Source organism: Methylophaga frappieri (assembly GCF_000260965.1).
Classification (GTDB): Bacteria; Pseudomonadota; Gammaproteobacteria; order Nitrosococcales; family Methylophagaceae; genus Methylophaga; species Methylophaga frappieri.
In genome coordinates this window covers 1,766,698-1,781,706 of record NC_017856.1, presented here as the reverse complement: position 1 = coordinate 1,781,706, position 15,009 = coordinate 1,766,698, and the positions used below count along the sequence as shown (strand labels likewise).

The window sequence follows — 15,009 nt, the reverse complement described above, 5'->3', positions numbered from 1 at the left end:
GCCGTCCGCTAGATGCATTGAGCTACTGAAATTCGGTTAGCGTCAGCTGTCTCGGAAAGCTGATGTAGCAGCAAAGCGGCTGCAATCATGTCGGCAGTTGTTCCGGGATTGATGGCTTGACGTTTGAGTTGTTGGTCCCAGTCATGGAACTCATCTTGCAATGAATGGATGGAGGCTATCTGTGTCATTTTTGCAATAAAGCGTTGCGCCTGTTCAGATGTTGACTGAGCGAGTCGCCGTGAATATTTACGGCTAATCAATGTGTCTGGTACACGTGCTAAAACATTAAGATACGCGAAAGCCGCAGCCCATTCAACTTTTTCTCCACAATTCAACGCCTTTGTCAATTGCTTGAAAGCGATTTCCCATACTTCATTGAAATTATTAGTGTATTGCCGAGCAATGGTGTCTCGGTTTTCAGCTAATTTCATGGCTGCCAGCAGGGTAATTGTCGGCTTGCGGCTAATATCTTGGTCAACCTGTTTTCCTAATCCCCCAGCTTCAGCTAGCTGAATCGCCTGATAACTTAGCTCAGCATCATAAACAGTTAATGTTGCTAAAACATGACGCAGCATCGGTCGGATGTCTAAAAAGTGGCGTGATTGATAAACAGCCTGAATAATGGGGGCGAATAAAAGAATAATCCCTAAATTTGTATTGCAGTTGACCACCTTTCGTGTCGCCTGAACGCCAGCCAGAATACGCTCACCAACAGTGAATTCGGGGCGAGCCATGACGGGCGCAATGGCTGCTGCACTGCGCAGGAAATCGTCAATCAGCATATCGTGGCCATCACTTTGAGGATTCACATTTCCTGGTTTGGGGGCCATCACTTCCAGTTCACAGGCACGGCGAATACAGGTCGCTAAATCCGTTTCAGAGAGCATAATCAGGTGTTTGCTTGATGGTTGCTGAAATAGATTCCGCAACCATGTTGGCCAAGGCGCCAGCAATATCCTGACCCGTTGCGAGATATAAGCCTTTCCAGGCTGGCACACTGTTGACTTCCAGCACACTGAAATGTCCGTCCGGATCCTGAATTAAATCTACCCCTGCATAAGGGGCTTCAACCGCTTGTGCTGCACTGACAGCAAGTGCCTTCATTTCATCGGTGGCAACGGCGGGTAGGCATCGTGCCCCTTGGGCAAAATTGGTGATCCAACTATCAGATTGACGGGTCATACTCGCCACAACATGACCGCGAATAACCATCAAACGCCAATCCTGCCAATAATCTTGCTGTGCCGGCGAAATATAGCGTTGCAGGTAAAATGCGTGACCAACAGGGGCGATTAAATCCAATTGATCGAGGTGGTTAATACGGATAATGCCTTTGCCTTGGCAGCCAAATAAGGGTTTCATCACCAGCTGGTATCCCGCCGCCAGTTCTCGACGCACAATAGACATGGCTTGATCGCGGTCTTCACACGCCCATGTCATGGGGGTGCGAAGACCAGCTTGATGCAAACGCAGACTGGTTCGCGCCTTATCCACCGTGAGCTCAATAACGCGTGCTGGATTTAACACAGGAACGCCAAGTTCAGCCAAGGTATGCAAGATATCCATACGCAGTGTGATCTGCTCCAGACTGCCCGGTGCGATGCCTCGCACCATTACCGCATCGGGCAGTCCTCCTTGCTCAAAGCCGGGAATGGTGATGCCGGGCGATTGAGCAAGATCAATCCGGCATAGCGCCAGATCGGTAAGAACTGCTTCCATATTATGACGGACGAACGCAGCGATTAGCTGTTCACTGTGCCAGCCATGGGTATCATTAAAAATAGCAACCCGAAAAGGTTTCACAAAAACTTACAAGCCAAACGATTGATGCAGCAGTTTGCTGTTTAATTCGCCTGCGGTAAAACTCTTACCGGACTGCTGATTGGTGATAATCACACGTGCCGGGCTGAACAGCATTGGATCGATTTTGAAAAAGTCGTATTCGTATGATTTGAAAATCTCACCAAACGGACGACCATAATCGGAAGAGGTGTTGCTGGGCATACTTTCAGCCAGTTGCTGCGCCTCATCATCTGAAGCGTTGACGAACAAATGCACTGTACCACCATACAAAATAGCATCATTGGTTCTGCCCATAGCGGTCATAAAATCACCGCCAGGAGGAGCAACGGGTGTGGTGCCAAAACCATCAACAATTTTCTCAAGAGGGAAGTGCAATGTATGGGCTTTATGTAATGCGACCTCCAGGACACGAATCGCAATCTGCATAACACCGGCAAGACTAGTAGTCGGGGTCAAAATTAAGGTCAGATTTTCAGGAGCAATACCACAATTGTCGGCGATTTTATCGGCGATCTCGACAGGTGGCATCTGATCAACTTCCAGAACGATAACCGTTGCATCGGCTTTGTCCTGATAGTCCAGTTCTTTAAATAATTCTTCACGACCCGCTAAAGACCGGCCGGGACCAGAGCCTAGGGCATAAAATTTAATGTCATCAGATTTATGTGACAGACTCCACCCTGCGTACTGACTGCCAAGACAGCTCAGTACGGGTGTTTGAGTATGCACCGTGACAGACCAAGGCCAGTCATTAAAGCCACTGTGGCTACCTAGGGTCGCGGTGCCAAGACCTGCCATACAAATTTCGCCAATTCGGCGACCAGCCTCGAGGCCACCAACGGCTTTGATGCCAGCATCAACAATGCGAGTACCATTACTGAGTGTACTGATAATCAGTTGCAAAGCATCGGCTTGATTAATTAACTCATCAACCAGAGGCTGACAGCTCGCGTTGACACTGGTCCAGTTAGCGGAAAGGGCAGTCATTGATCCATCCTGTCATTAATTTAAAATCCGCATTATACGGCAACAAACACAGGCTCGCAGTGATGGCTATTCGTTATTCTGTTGATTCAGAAGAGCATCGATGGCGGTGATTCTTGCTTGTCGAATGGCTTTACCAATATCTGCTCCAGTCAATCCTTGCGCAACAAATGCCTGTGCTGAAATAGCGTTAGCAGCCTGAAAGCAAGCCATCAGGAAGGTATTATTTTTCAAGGGTTGATCACGGTACCCCGGGCGGCCTCTGAAATCAGCTTCTCCGACCAATAGAAAATCCTCAAACAGGCTAGGCCGACGAAAGCTATCCAGCTGTTCAAGTAGTTCCAGAATTTGTGTGGCAGTCAGCTCATATAGGCGATGAAAGTGGGTGTGCCATTCGGCCACCTTACGTGCCAACTGATGCAAGTCGTTAGGCACACGAAGTCGCTGACAAAGTGCATCCGTTAAAATGATACCCCGCGCTTCATGATCTGGATGTGCGGGTAACGATGCGGACGGGGTGGTGCCTTTGCCTAAGTCGTGACATAAGGCGGCAAATCTAACACTCAGCTTGTCACTTAATTGCGCCGCCTGATCTAGCACCAGCATGGTGTGCAAGCCGGTATCAATCTCTGGATGCCATTTTGGATCTTGCGGGACACCAAATAATTGATCAATTTCCGGAAATAAAATTGGCAATGCGCCGACATCCCGTAATGTCATAAAAAATTGAGAAGGGTTCGGTTCAGCGAGGGCTTTGGCGGTTTCCTGCCAGACACGCTCAGCTACCAGATGATGTAATTCTCCCGCCTCAATCATGGTTTGAATCAGGGTGCTGGTTTCTTCGGCCACAGAAAATCCAAAACGCGCCGCAAATCGAGCCAAGCGCAGAACTCGAACCGGATCCTCAGCAAAAGCAGGGGAAACATGTCGCAATAAACCGGCTTGTAAATCGGCTTGACCGCCATAGGGATCAATGATTTCACCGGTGTCAGTTTCAGCCATGGCATTAATGGTCAGATCCCGTCGTTGCAGATCCGCTTCTAACGTGACATCCGGGGCAGCATGGAAGTGAAAGCCATGATAGCCTGGTGCCGTTTTACGCTCGGTTCTGGCCAGTGCATATTCTTCGTGCGTTTCAGGATGCAAAAAAACGGGAAAATCTTTGCCAACGGGACGAAACCCCGCTTTTAGCATGGTAGTGACATCGGCACCAACGACAACCCAGTCTTGATCTTTTACCGGTAATCCCAGCAATCGATCACGAACACAGCCGCCAACTCGATACGTTTGCATCATGATAATTTACGGTGTTACCGGCTGCACATCCGGCATACGCTGTTTTAGCCGAGTGATTGGTTGTTGCAATTGGTAATCAAAAATAGCCGCGTAACTCATGACTGCACGAATATAGTGCCGAGTTTCATTAAAGGGAATATTTTCTGCCCAAATATCGGCTGGCAAGGCTTGCTGAGTTGGCAGCCAACGATTGACACGATGTGGCCCGGCATTATAGGCCGCCGTTGCCAGAACCGGATTACGTTGTAGATCTGAGTACACTTGCTTGAGATACCGACTGCCAATACGAATATTGCTCTCTGGTTGTAATAATTCCGATACTGAACTGAGTGGCTGCCCCAGTAGCTTCGCTGTGCTGCGCCCGGTTGCGGGCATGACTTGCATGAGCCCGAGCGCACCGGCATGAGAGCGTGCCGTGGGATTAAAAGCACTTTCTCGTCTGGCAATTGCGATTAACCAAGCGTTATCCAGCTTATTCATTTTCGCTGCCTGTTGTATTGCTTCGGTATGGACCAGAGGAAAACGTTGATCCAGTGGATCCCAGGATTGCGCGCGGCCTAATAAGGCAATGGTCTGATCATGCCATCCCCATCGGTGGGTTTCTAGCGCGAGTAATTCTAACTGGCGTTTACTGAGCACGTTTTGTAAATAATAGACTTCGCGCCGTGCTTCTAAATCTTCATTGAGATGAAAGAATTCATAAAGCCGCTGATAGCCAGCTGTTTGGCGGATTTCAGCTTGTTCCGCTGCACTCGCATTAATATCCCGGTCGTGCATCTGATAATCCAGATCAAGCCGGTCTGCTGCGAGGAAGGCATAATAATCACGCGCGTCACTTATGGTTCGCCAAATCGCGGCTGCAGCTTCTTTATCACCGGTCTCATACAGACTCCTTGCCAGCCAATATTGCCACTTGGCTTCTTGACGCAGATTGTCATCAAGACTGGCAATCGCCATTTTCACTGCAGGCCAGTTTTGTTGCCATAAAGCGGCGCGGACACGCCATGGTTCATTTTGTGTTTCACCGAAATAGCGCAGGGCATTGTCGCTACGGTTTAATGCTGCCCAAAGCCCAATTTGACGGTGGATTTGTTGTCGATCACTGTCTGAAAAACGATAGGCATCTTTGAGTCTTTGCCATTGCAGCCAGGCTTTATCGGGATCTTGTCTGGCAAGTCGATGTAGCCCATGCAGGATAATTTCTCGGGCAAGCGGCACATCATTGGCCAGACTGATACGGTTGTGATCAACTTGGGCCGGTAACTGATTCAACAACACGGGGGGATTTTGGTGGATCGTTTCCCAGCGTTCTGTCCAAGCAAGTGCGGTGGCACTGGCATTAACCGTTTTAGCCAGATAACGCGCCAGTCCAAACGCATTATTACGCAACGCTAGGCGCAGTCGTTCCCAGCGCATGTCATCGCTGATCGCATTATTGGCTGCCAGATAGGTGAAGACAGGATCACAGGCTTTGGGTTGCGAGTAACCGACCAGCCAGAGTGCTTTGGCGGATTGCTGCGCGAGTTGATGCTGACCTGTATGAATCAAGGCCTGGGTATACTGACATTGACGTTGAGCGGAGGCAGATTCTTGATAAAACCTTAAAAAGCTTGACCATTGTTTGGTCGCTGCCAGTTTATCGAGCATGGCTTGGCGAAGTCGTTCTGCGTAAAAGGTGTCCTCATGTTTTTCCAAAAAAGCCATGACGCTGTCATCATTCACCATGGTCAATCTTTGTCGTAAATAGAGGTAGTCGAGATAGCCTTGTAAGGGGTAATCGTCTAGTTGATTACGCAGTCTTTGAAACTCGGTTAACTGATTTGACTGAAGCGATTGCCTTGCCTGTTCGTAGGTCTTACGTTGCGTTTCCCGGTCCGAGGCGGCGAATCCGGCTAAGGAATAACTGAGCAAAATAGCGAAAAGAAATAACGGTTTGCAGAGACGCATAAGCGGGGTTTTCATAAAGAAACTGTCCAGACGGTCAGGGTGAGCTAAGTTGCTGATGAAGATGTTGTTCAATGGTATCCATATTTGGAATCAAAGCCAGCTTATTTCCGATTCGTACCTGGCAATGCAGCCACGGCTGAGGGGTGTCCTGTGCTTCTAATTGTAAGGCATCCGCATTCAAGGTGATAAGTTGTGGCGCACCACAACAGGGAAGTCCAAAAAAGCGCCGACTCGGGTGCGCATGGATGCTGTTCAGAATACACAGTTTGGTGATAGGCCGATCGGTTTCCGTACGGGTTGAAATAGAAGTAAAGTGATGTAAGTCAATCACCGGTAACATCGTCTCTCGCCAGTAATAGTTGCCAAGCAGTAAATCCCGGCTGGACTGTTTGGCTAACTGTTTCGGCAGGGGGATCACCTCCGCCACGGTCGTGTTGGGGAGTAACAAAAAATGCTCTGACAAAGGGATCAGCATGCAGTGTACATAGGTTTGGGCAGTCATCATGAATTCCGAAATTCTGAATGGCTGGCGGGATAACGTTGGCCCAGCAAGGATTTCATTACGGCAATCAATTCGTTTTCCTGATAGGGTTTGCCCAAGTAGTCATTGACGCCAATGGCCAAGGCTCGTTGTTTATGCTTGTCACCGGTGCGGGACGTAATCATGATAACGGGTAAATGTTGGAAACGATGGTCATTACGCACAATTGAAGCAAATTCAAAACCATCCATTCTCGGCATTTCAACATCGAGAAGAATGATATCTGGTGATTTTTCATGCAGCAATGCCAGAGCTTCAATACCATCTTTGGCAGTGATAACCTGAAAGCCCTGCCGGCTCATAAACTTGCCAGATGCTTTGCGCATGGTAATGGAGTCATCGACAATCAAAGCTAACGGCATGGCCGCTTCAGCGGTTTGCATTAAGCGGGCTTGCAAAGCATTTAATTTTGAGCTGGTTTGCTGCTGATGTGCTTCGATCAGTGTGGGAATATCCAGAATTAATACAACGCGCCCATCACCGAGAATCGTCGCGCCATTGATAGCGGCAATCTGGGACAGTTGTCGGCCAACCGGTTTAATGACGATTTCCCGGTTGCCCTCAATGCGGTCAACCAGAAGTGCAATATTAATAAGTCCCGAGCGGAATAATAACAGTGGCATCGGCTGACTGGCTTTATCAGGCAGGTTGAGTGGCGCATCAAACAAATGGCTTAGCGGAAAAAACTGATAGTCTTCGCCTTCAAATCGATACACGGGACGATCTTGAGTGAGCAAAGTTTGAATGTCAGCCGCAGGTAACCGCTCACCAGCATTCACATTGGATAATGGAATGGCATATTGCTGACCGCTTGCAGAGACTAATAATGCCTGAGTCAGGGATAAGGTTAATGGCAATCGGATATTAAACGTTGTGCCTTGGCCTTGCTGTGAAGCAATCAAGAGTCGGCCTTTTAATGCACGAATTTCATTATTAACGACATCCATGCCAACACCGCGACCAGCCAGTTGAGAAACCGAATCTGCGGTACTAAAACCGGACGTCAGAATATACTGCATCAATAAGTCATCTGAAGGCATATTTCGAGGATCGATGAGCTTGAGTGCCAAAGCTTTTTCTCGAATCTTATCAATATTCAGGCCTTGGCCATCATCGCTGACCTGAATAACAATTTCAGCACCTTCGCGCGCCAGCGTGATCTGAAGCTGACCATTATCAGGTTTGCCAAGTTGTTGTCGTGTTTGTGCAGTTTCAATGCCATGCGCTAAGGCATTGCGTAAAATATGCTCTAATGGCGCCACTAAGCGATCCAGCATGGCACGATCTAGTTCATGAGCCTCACCGTCGACAACCAATTGTGCCGTCTTCCCCAGTTCGTTAGCACTTTGCCGGACAATCCGCTCCAGCCGTGGTACGACATGACTGAACGGAACCAGCCGGGTGTGCATCAGGCCTTGCTGTAAATCACTGTTCAAACGAGATTGTTGTAACAAAATCGTATCGGTTTCACGCACCAGATTTTCCATGGAGCGACTGATGTCATTCAAGTCGATTACGCTCTCCGTTAAGCCTCGGGACAGCTGCTGAATTGTCGAAAAGCGATCCAGTTCCAACGGGTCAAAATCAATGAGATGATCGGCTTGTCCCTCTTCATATCGGAATAAAATCTGGGTTTCGGTTTCAATTTCAAGTTTACGAAGCTGTTCGTGCAGGCGGCTGACGGTTTCTTCCATTTCCCCCAGTTGTTGTCGCAGTGCACGATGCTGTTGCGAGACACGGTCTCTGGAAATACTGACTTCACCGGCAAAATTACTGAGATAATCAAGTAACGAAGCTCGTACCCGGATTTGCTCACTTGCCTGAGGCATTGAGGGCTGCATGATCTCATCAGGCTTGGTCGAGTCAGACGTCGATGCCACGACAGGATCGGTTTGATCCGGTACTGCATCCGTCGTGAAGGTCACGATTTCGGCTAAAAGACTGTCGTTAACCAGCATCGGCTGACGGGCTTGCAATTGCTCTTGCATGACGCTGAGTTGGTCGTGACAGCGTTGTAGCAGGTCAAAAAAGTCTTCACCAACCTTTGTTGGTTTTGCCTGAGTGACATGCATAACCAGAGATTCAGTTTGATGCGTCAAAGTGGCCATCGGTGCCAGGTTGGTCATTCTGGCGCCGCCTTTCAGGGTATGCAGATCACGCTGTAATTGCATGACAACGGCATCATGGTCCGGAACCTGTTGCCAGAGCCGGATCGCCTCATTGGCGGATTGCAACAATTCAAGCGCTTCTTCGGTAAAGGCGCTAAGTAATTCCGGGTCGGTGGCATCGTAGTCATTCTCTGGCTGCGGGGTAATTGAAGTTACCGGCTCAGTAGCGCTGAGGTCAGACGTGGCTGTTTCCAGAGAATGCAAAAATTGATTGATTTCATCACGAAATGACGGCAAATCAATCATGGGCTGATGCTGAATTAACGCCTCAATTTGATTGTTAAGTAATTCATAGCCCTGATCCAGCAGTGCACTCATACCCGAATGATTTGCTTGTGGGTGTTGAATTAAACCATCCAACAATTGATATAGCGCCGCAAGCGGTGAAATACCAGCGGACTCAGCGTGATCTGCGAGTTGTCGTAAAATATGATTCAGCGATTGTTTCTGCTCATCTTGCCCGCTTTGCTGCCAAGTGGTCAGTTGCCGGGTATATTGATCCAGCAAGCTGTCGGTTTCTTCAAGAAAACTGACCAATTGCTGTGGATCAAGCACGATGATGTTGTCATCGACGAGAGATTTTTCGGGACAGTGCTGTTCAATCTGTTGATGCAACAAACTGATATCGGGCAGTTCACTGCCATCATTAGTCAATTCAACCAATTGCGACAGATTTTGGTAAATCTGCTGGAGTTGGTGGAGTTGCTGGCTGTTGTAGCGACGTTGTTGCCGGTGACATTCACGCAGCATCTGATCCAGATCCGTGGCGATGAGGGCGACCGGTGTCACGCCAGCAATATTGGCGCAGCCTTTTAAGGAATGCGCAGCATTTAATTGCGCTTCGGTCATGGCATCACCCACCCGCATTGCCATGGCTGATTCCATCAAAATAAACAGGTGTTGTCTGGCTTCGCCAAGGAAAATTTGTCGTAATTCATCATCTTCCGAAATGTCGGCTGGCGGTTCAATTGGATCATGGCCATGATCCGCCGTGGCGAGGGCGTTTTGCTGCTCTCGAATATAACGTGTGACAGAGGTTTCTGATGGCGGCGCGGTGCGAACTGGTGGATTGAGCAAATAACGCTCAACACCGGTCAGTGGCCTTGCTGAAAGTTTGGGATCGACATCGATAGTTTGTGGGGCGCCGGATCGCAAGGCATTGGCTTCGGCGATTAACGTTGCCGCCGATGGTGTCAGCGTATTGTTGCCTTGCTCAAAAAGTGCAATTAAATCAGCAACGACGGTTTGTGCTGTTTGAACAACGCTCAGTAAGGCATGGTGAGGCAACCTGAGTCCTGATAAGACCGCGTTCAGTAAGTCTTCAATTGACCAAGCGGTTTCAGCGACTGCCGTTGCCGCAGCCATTCGTCCGCTGCCTTTGAGAGTATGAAAATGACGTCGGATTTCAGCTAGTACGACAGGATCGGCAGTTAATTGCCAATGCGGAATATGCTGTGCCAATAAGTTTAGAACATCATTCGCTTCTTCCAGAAAAACAGCTGCAATCTCGTCATCAAGTTCATCTTGCGATGCGGCTGTCGAAAGATCTTGACTGTCTGCTTGGGTGGCACTGGTCAGAGCGTCTAACGCATGATCATCGTTAGCCATTTTTTGCTGCAGGTAACGCTCTACAGAAGTCAGCGCCACCACTGTGCTACTGGCTTGTTGTTGAAGATAGCGCTCAACCCCGGTCAGTTTGCGGGCTGCCTGTTGTTTTTCGAGATAGCGCGCAACACCAGTTAAGGGCAATATCCGCTCATGACTTTCGCGCGTCGCAATGGTTTCAGGCGGCATTGAGTCACGTTGTCGCAGATAATGCTCAACCCCCGTTAGTCTTGGCTCAGAAACCGATTCAGCTTCGGCGCTGTCATCATTGTGTAATTGTTCGCCAAAGTGCTCCAGTGTCTGTTTGGCATTTGCCAGCAACATCGAATCAGCACGGCCATGTTGTTGCAGGGATTCCATGTAGAGTTCGCTGGCAACCAGAATATCAGCGAGATCCTGTAGTTTTTGGGTTGTTATGGATTCGGCGGTTTCTGTTGCCAGTCTACGTTCTGCGGCATCAAGCAAATCCGCTGCTTCGGGATGATTGAGCATCACGAGGCTGCCATTTAGCTGTTTTAGCGTCGCCGTCATTTGCGCCATTAGCGTTGAATCAATCTGTTGGTGCTGTCCTGCCAGCGTCAAGCTTTCTTTGAGATTGGCCAGTTCCAGCAAGCATTCCTGCAGGACGACGCGGTTAAGTTGTTGTGTTTCCGTATCTGATTGATTGATGCCGGTGCGGAGTTGTTTCTCCAGATCCAACAAAATATCCGCCAGGGCGGCCAGTCCCTCAGTCTGTTCAGGGCTCGTTTTTTCTGACAGCATTGCCAGCTGTTGTTGCTGTGTTCGCAAAATCTGGCTGGCGGGCATTTGATTGAGCATCACCAAGGTCTCAGCGAGCGTATCAATTTGTGGCGTGAGTTGGTTAAGTTGCAACCCGAGATCAGAGGTAGTCGGATCTATTTCACTCACCTCATCTTTGATGCGCTGCAATTCTTCAAGCACGCCTTTGATGGCATCCGACTGGGCAGTGCGGCTAACACCAAATATGGTCTGCTGCTGGTCATAAAAAGATAACCCATAATGCTGCTTGATATGGCTGATTAGCGGACCATGACTATTGGCTTTGGCCACCATCAGCATCAGCTGTTTTAACAGACTATCGGGAAAGACGGCCAACAGCGCATTCGGGTTTTGTTCACTAACGATTTTGATGGGGGCAACCAGCTTGCCAAGCAAGGTGCGTGACTCAGCCTGAAAATTCTCCAGACCTTTTTGCAGCAAGGCTTCAAGAAACGCTTCTGCACACCACCATAGTCGTGTCGTTTGTTCATGCTGGCTAACCAGTCGCAGATAATGCAAAATGCCGCGCATTTTTTTTAAACTGCTGTCATCTTGTTGACGCAGCCAGGTCAGCAGTAAGTGCTGATACGCACGTGCCAGTTGATTCGGCGAAATATCAATTGCAGGCGGACTTTGCAGGGGATCCGGCCGAATACCCTCAGGGACGGCAGGTTGATCTGGTACCTGAAAACACGCAAGGTCATCAAGCGCAGGAACAGAGCGAACTGAGCGTAGTGCATTGATGAGCGGTAGTAGGCAGATGAGATGGTCGGGAAAGATGTCATCAAGTTGTTGTAAATACTCGGGCAATAACAGCAATGCGCGAATCAGAGCCGACGTCGCCTCTTCGACTTGCTCGCCAGGCCTGTCCCGGAGTTGCTGGCAGACTGCTTGCATTTCCGCAGTGCATTGACGTGCGCCATCAAGATCCAGCATTTGTAGTGTGCCGTGGGTTTGATAAAGCTGTTCGATGGTGTCCGATAAGGCGGCGGAGTCACTGGTATCCAGATAATGCTGTACTGAGCGCAACGCAGAAGCTAATGCTTGCTGTAACTCAGCCTGTACCCACTGTAATGCAGTGTAATTGCCGGTTGTCTCTATTGCCATCTGGCTTCTCCGGAATCGGCGCGTAGGGAGTTAAGGCAGTTTAAAGCCGGAAACCGATTTACGCAGTTCATTGGTCAACTGCAAGAGACGCCCGATAGCCGCTGCACTCTCATTGGTACCGGTTGAGGTCTGCATGGTAATTTCCTGAATGACATTCATGCTTTCTGAGGTACTAACCGCAGCATTGGCCTGCTGTCGTGCGTTATCAGAAATATTATTGATGAGTTCGGCCAACTGCTGGGAAACGGTTTCAATCTGTTCCAAAGAGGTACCGGCATCTTGGGACAGCTTAGCTCCAGACACTACCTGTGCGGTACTCTGTTCCATCGAGCTGATAGCCTCACTGGTATCACTCTGGATGGTTTTTACCAGTGCATCAATTTGTCGAGTGGCATGACCGGAACGTTCTGCTAGTCGTTGAACCTCATCCGCAACCACGGCAAAACCTCGGCCGGCTTCACCGGCCATGGCCGCCTGAATCGCAGCGTTCAGAGACAAAATATTGGTTTGCTCGGCAATGTCGTTGATGAGCTCAACGATTTCACCGATTTGTTGCGAGCTTTCGCCTAATCGTTTCATTCGTTTGGCAGTTTCTTGAATTTGCTCGCGAATGGTATCCATGCCCTGAATCGACTTTTTAACAGCGCTATTACCTTGTACAGCTAGAGAAACCGACTGGCGAGCAACTTCTTGAGACTGGCTGGCATTCTGGGAAACCTGTTCGATAGAGCCGGCCATGCTGGTAATTGCAGAACTGACCTCAGTGATTTGCTGAGCCTGATGATCACTGGCATCGGTCAAGTGTAACGCCGTTGCCTGAGTTTCTTGCGCGGCCGAGGCAACCTGAAGAGTCGTCGAATTGATTTGTTCTACCAGACTGCGTAATGCGTCGATGGTGTAGTTAACTGAGTCTGCTATGGCGCCGGTGATATCTTCGGTCACGGTGGCAGAGACGGTCAGATCACCATCAGCGAGGTCGCCCATTTCATCCAGCAAGCGCAAAATGGCATCCTGATTGTGTCGGTTTTGCAGCTCCATGTTATCCATAGTTTGCTGTAATTGACTCAACGGAGCATAAGCCAGTCTTGCCGCCATCCAGACAGCACCGATTGCTGCCAGTATACTTATTATCACCGTGACGCGCGGGTCAGTGTAAATAAGGGTGTGTTGGTCTGTCGCTAAAAGCCAAAGCCCTGCGGCGACAATAATCAGAAAAAACAGGATTAACAGCAGATGAACAAGGTTGGCTTTTTGTTTAAGCGATGCAATGAAAATTTGGCGGGTCGCGTTCATAAAAAGAGTCCTAGCAAAGAATTAGGCAGCCGCATTGATAAACCTGGGATCATCGGCGAGTTTATGAAAATTCAGCACATACCAGAGTCTGTCCTGCTGGCGTAGTGTGCCTTGCAGATACGGTCTGATATTCATATGTAGAGTGGGGTCATTGATTGCGGGTGGCCGCTGAAAATGTTTTAGACCAAATACCTCATCAACCAGTAAACCGCTGTATAGCGAAGGGTGGTTGAGAATCATGATTCGACTGCGCTTATCAGGCTGACTGGTTTCGCCCTGCAAGAACAATTTCAGGTCGATTAAGGGTAATAAATCCCCTCGAATATTGGCGACTCCATAGATCCATGGTTGTGCTTTGGGAACGGAGGTGATTTGTGTTGGTAGCGGTAATACTTCACGGCTATGATCCAGCGGCGCCAGGAAAAACATATCCGCCAAACGAAAACCGATGCCAGTCCAACGCTCGCTACTCGGGTCATGTTGTGTGGATTGACCACTGACCGCTTGTCGGCTACGCCGCTCTATTTCCTGTAGCAAGGTAATAATGTCTGTGGAGGTGCGAAGGTCAGCCATGATCAGCCATCCGTTAAGTCATTAATTTGTGATAATAGTTCTGACTCGGCAACCGGTTTACCCAGATAGCCTCTGGCACCTTGACGTAAACCCCATAACTTATCGGTTTCCTGATTCTTTGAAGAAACAATAATGATCGGGATGTGGGTCGTTTCCGGATCTCGGGTCAGGCGCCGCGTTGCCTGAAAACCGTTAAGTTCAGGCATAACAACATCCATCAAAATCAGATCAGGCTGGGCTGACAACGCAACCTCAATAGCTTGTTCGCCATTATCCGCGACAATGACTTCATGACCATGTTTCTCCAGCATCTGGCGTAAAACATACACTTCCGTTGGAGAATCATCGGCAATGAGGATCAGTGCCATAAACTAGCTCTCCTTGTTGTTGGCGGGCGCGCAATAACGGCGAATGGCATCCAGCAGGTCTTCACGGGTAAAAGGTTTGGTCAGATATTGTTCTGCACCAACCATGCGACCTTTGGCCCGATCAAACAAACCATCTTTGCTTGATAACATGATGACCGGGATCTGCCGATAAGCAGGATTATTTTTGACCAGCGCACAGGTTTGATAGCCATCTAGGCGGGGCATCATAATGTCGATAAAAAGAATGTCCGGATGTTTTGCACTAATTAGCGGCAGCGCTTCAAAACCATTATCAGCCGTGATAACGTCACAGCCGGCTTTTTGAAGCAAAGATTCTGCGCTGCGCCGAATCGTTTTACTGTCATCGATGACCATCACTTTCAGGCCGGTAAATTCTGTCAAGGTTTCGCTCACGGTGATTGCAGTAGCTGAAAATAAATTATTGTCCGATTCTTACTAGTCCCGAAGATAACGTATTTTGTTCACATCGGCTAGTAAAATACCGGCATTTGAAACTAGGCGAAACACCCCGTTTCAATTCGTT

11 protein-coding genes are annotated in these 15,009 nt (G+C 48.9%); all 11 read right to left on the bottom strand.

Going from position 1 to position 15,009, the window contains the following annotated elements; all coding sequences use genetic code 11:
• Nucleotides 1-8: 8 nt before the first annotated feature.
• A complete protein-coding gene (locus Q7C_RS08540) occupies nt 9-887 on the bottom strand; it encodes a triphosphoribosyl-dephospho-CoA synthase (RefSeq protein WP_014704335.1) in 879 nt (292 codons plus the stop codon).
• On the bottom strand, nt 877-1,803 hold the full coding sequence (locus tag Q7C_RS08535) for an ATP-grasp domain-containing protein (RefSeq protein ID WP_014704334.1): 927 nt from the start codon (nt 1,801-1,803) through the stop codon (nt 877-879). Before Q7C_RS08535 ends, Q7C_RS08540 begins: the two co-directional genes overlap by 11 nt.
• 6 nt (nt 1,804-1,809) lie before the next feature.
• Complete coding sequence (gene mch, locus Q7C_RS08530; RefSeq protein ID WP_014704333.1) at nt 1,810-2,790, bottom strand: methenyltetrahydromethanopterin cyclohydrolase; 981 nt, start codon at nt 2,788-2,790, stop codon at nt 1,810-1,812.
• A 66-nt stretch (nt 2,791-2,856) separates the two neighbouring features.
• Nucleotides 2,857-4,080 (bottom strand): multifunctional CCA addition/repair protein, encoded by a 1,224-nt coding sequence (locus tag Q7C_RS08525; RefSeq protein WP_041367046.1) that lies wholly within the window; start codon nt 4,078-4,080, stop codon nt 2,857-2,859.
• Between the two features lie 9 nt (nt 4,081-4,089).
• Nucleotides 4,090-6,045, bottom strand: coding sequence for a transglycosylase SLT domain-containing protein (locus Q7C_RS08520; protein WP_014704331.1), 1,956 nt, complete (start codon nt 6,043-6,045; stop codon nt 4,090-4,092).
• Between the two features lie 19 nt (nt 6,046-6,064).
• Entirely contained in the window at nt 6,065-6,535 is a 471-nt protein-coding gene (locus Q7C_RS08515; RefSeq protein ID WP_041366679.1) for a chemotaxis protein CheW, read from the bottom strand.
• Nucleotides 6,532-12,231 carry an Hpt domain-containing protein gene (locus Q7C_RS08510; protein ID WP_014704329.1) on the bottom strand — a complete coding sequence of 1,900 codons (5,700 nt, stop codon included), beginning with the start codon at nt 12,229-12,231 and terminating at the stop codon, nt 6,532-6,534. The genes Q7C_RS08515 and Q7C_RS08510 overlap by 4 nt, the downstream gene beginning before the upstream one ends.
• A 30-nt stretch (nt 12,232-12,261) precedes the next feature.
• Nucleotides 12,262-13,524, bottom strand: coding sequence for a methyl-accepting chemotaxis protein (locus Q7C_RS08505; protein ID WP_014704328.1), 1,263 nt, complete (start codon nt 13,522-13,524; stop codon nt 12,262-12,264).
• 21 nt (nt 13,525-13,545) lie between these two features.
• A complete protein-coding gene (locus Q7C_RS08500; protein WP_014704327.1) occupies nt 13,546-14,097 on the bottom strand; it encodes a chemotaxis protein CheW in 552 nt (183 codons plus the stop codon).
• Nucleotides 14,098-14,099: 2 nt separating this feature from the next.
• On the bottom strand, nt 14,100-14,465 hold the full coding sequence (pilH, locus tag Q7C_RS08495) for a twitching motility response regulator PilH (RefSeq protein ID WP_014704326.1): 366 nt from the start codon (nt 14,463-14,465) through the stop codon (nt 14,100-14,102).
• A 3-nt stretch (nt 14,466-14,468) separates the two neighbouring features.
• Complete coding sequence (pilG, locus tag Q7C_RS08490; protein WP_014704325.1) at nt 14,469-14,879, bottom strand: twitching motility response regulator PilG; 411 nt, start codon at nt 14,877-14,879, stop codon at nt 14,469-14,471.
• Nucleotides 14,880-15,009 lie beyond the last annotated feature (130 nt).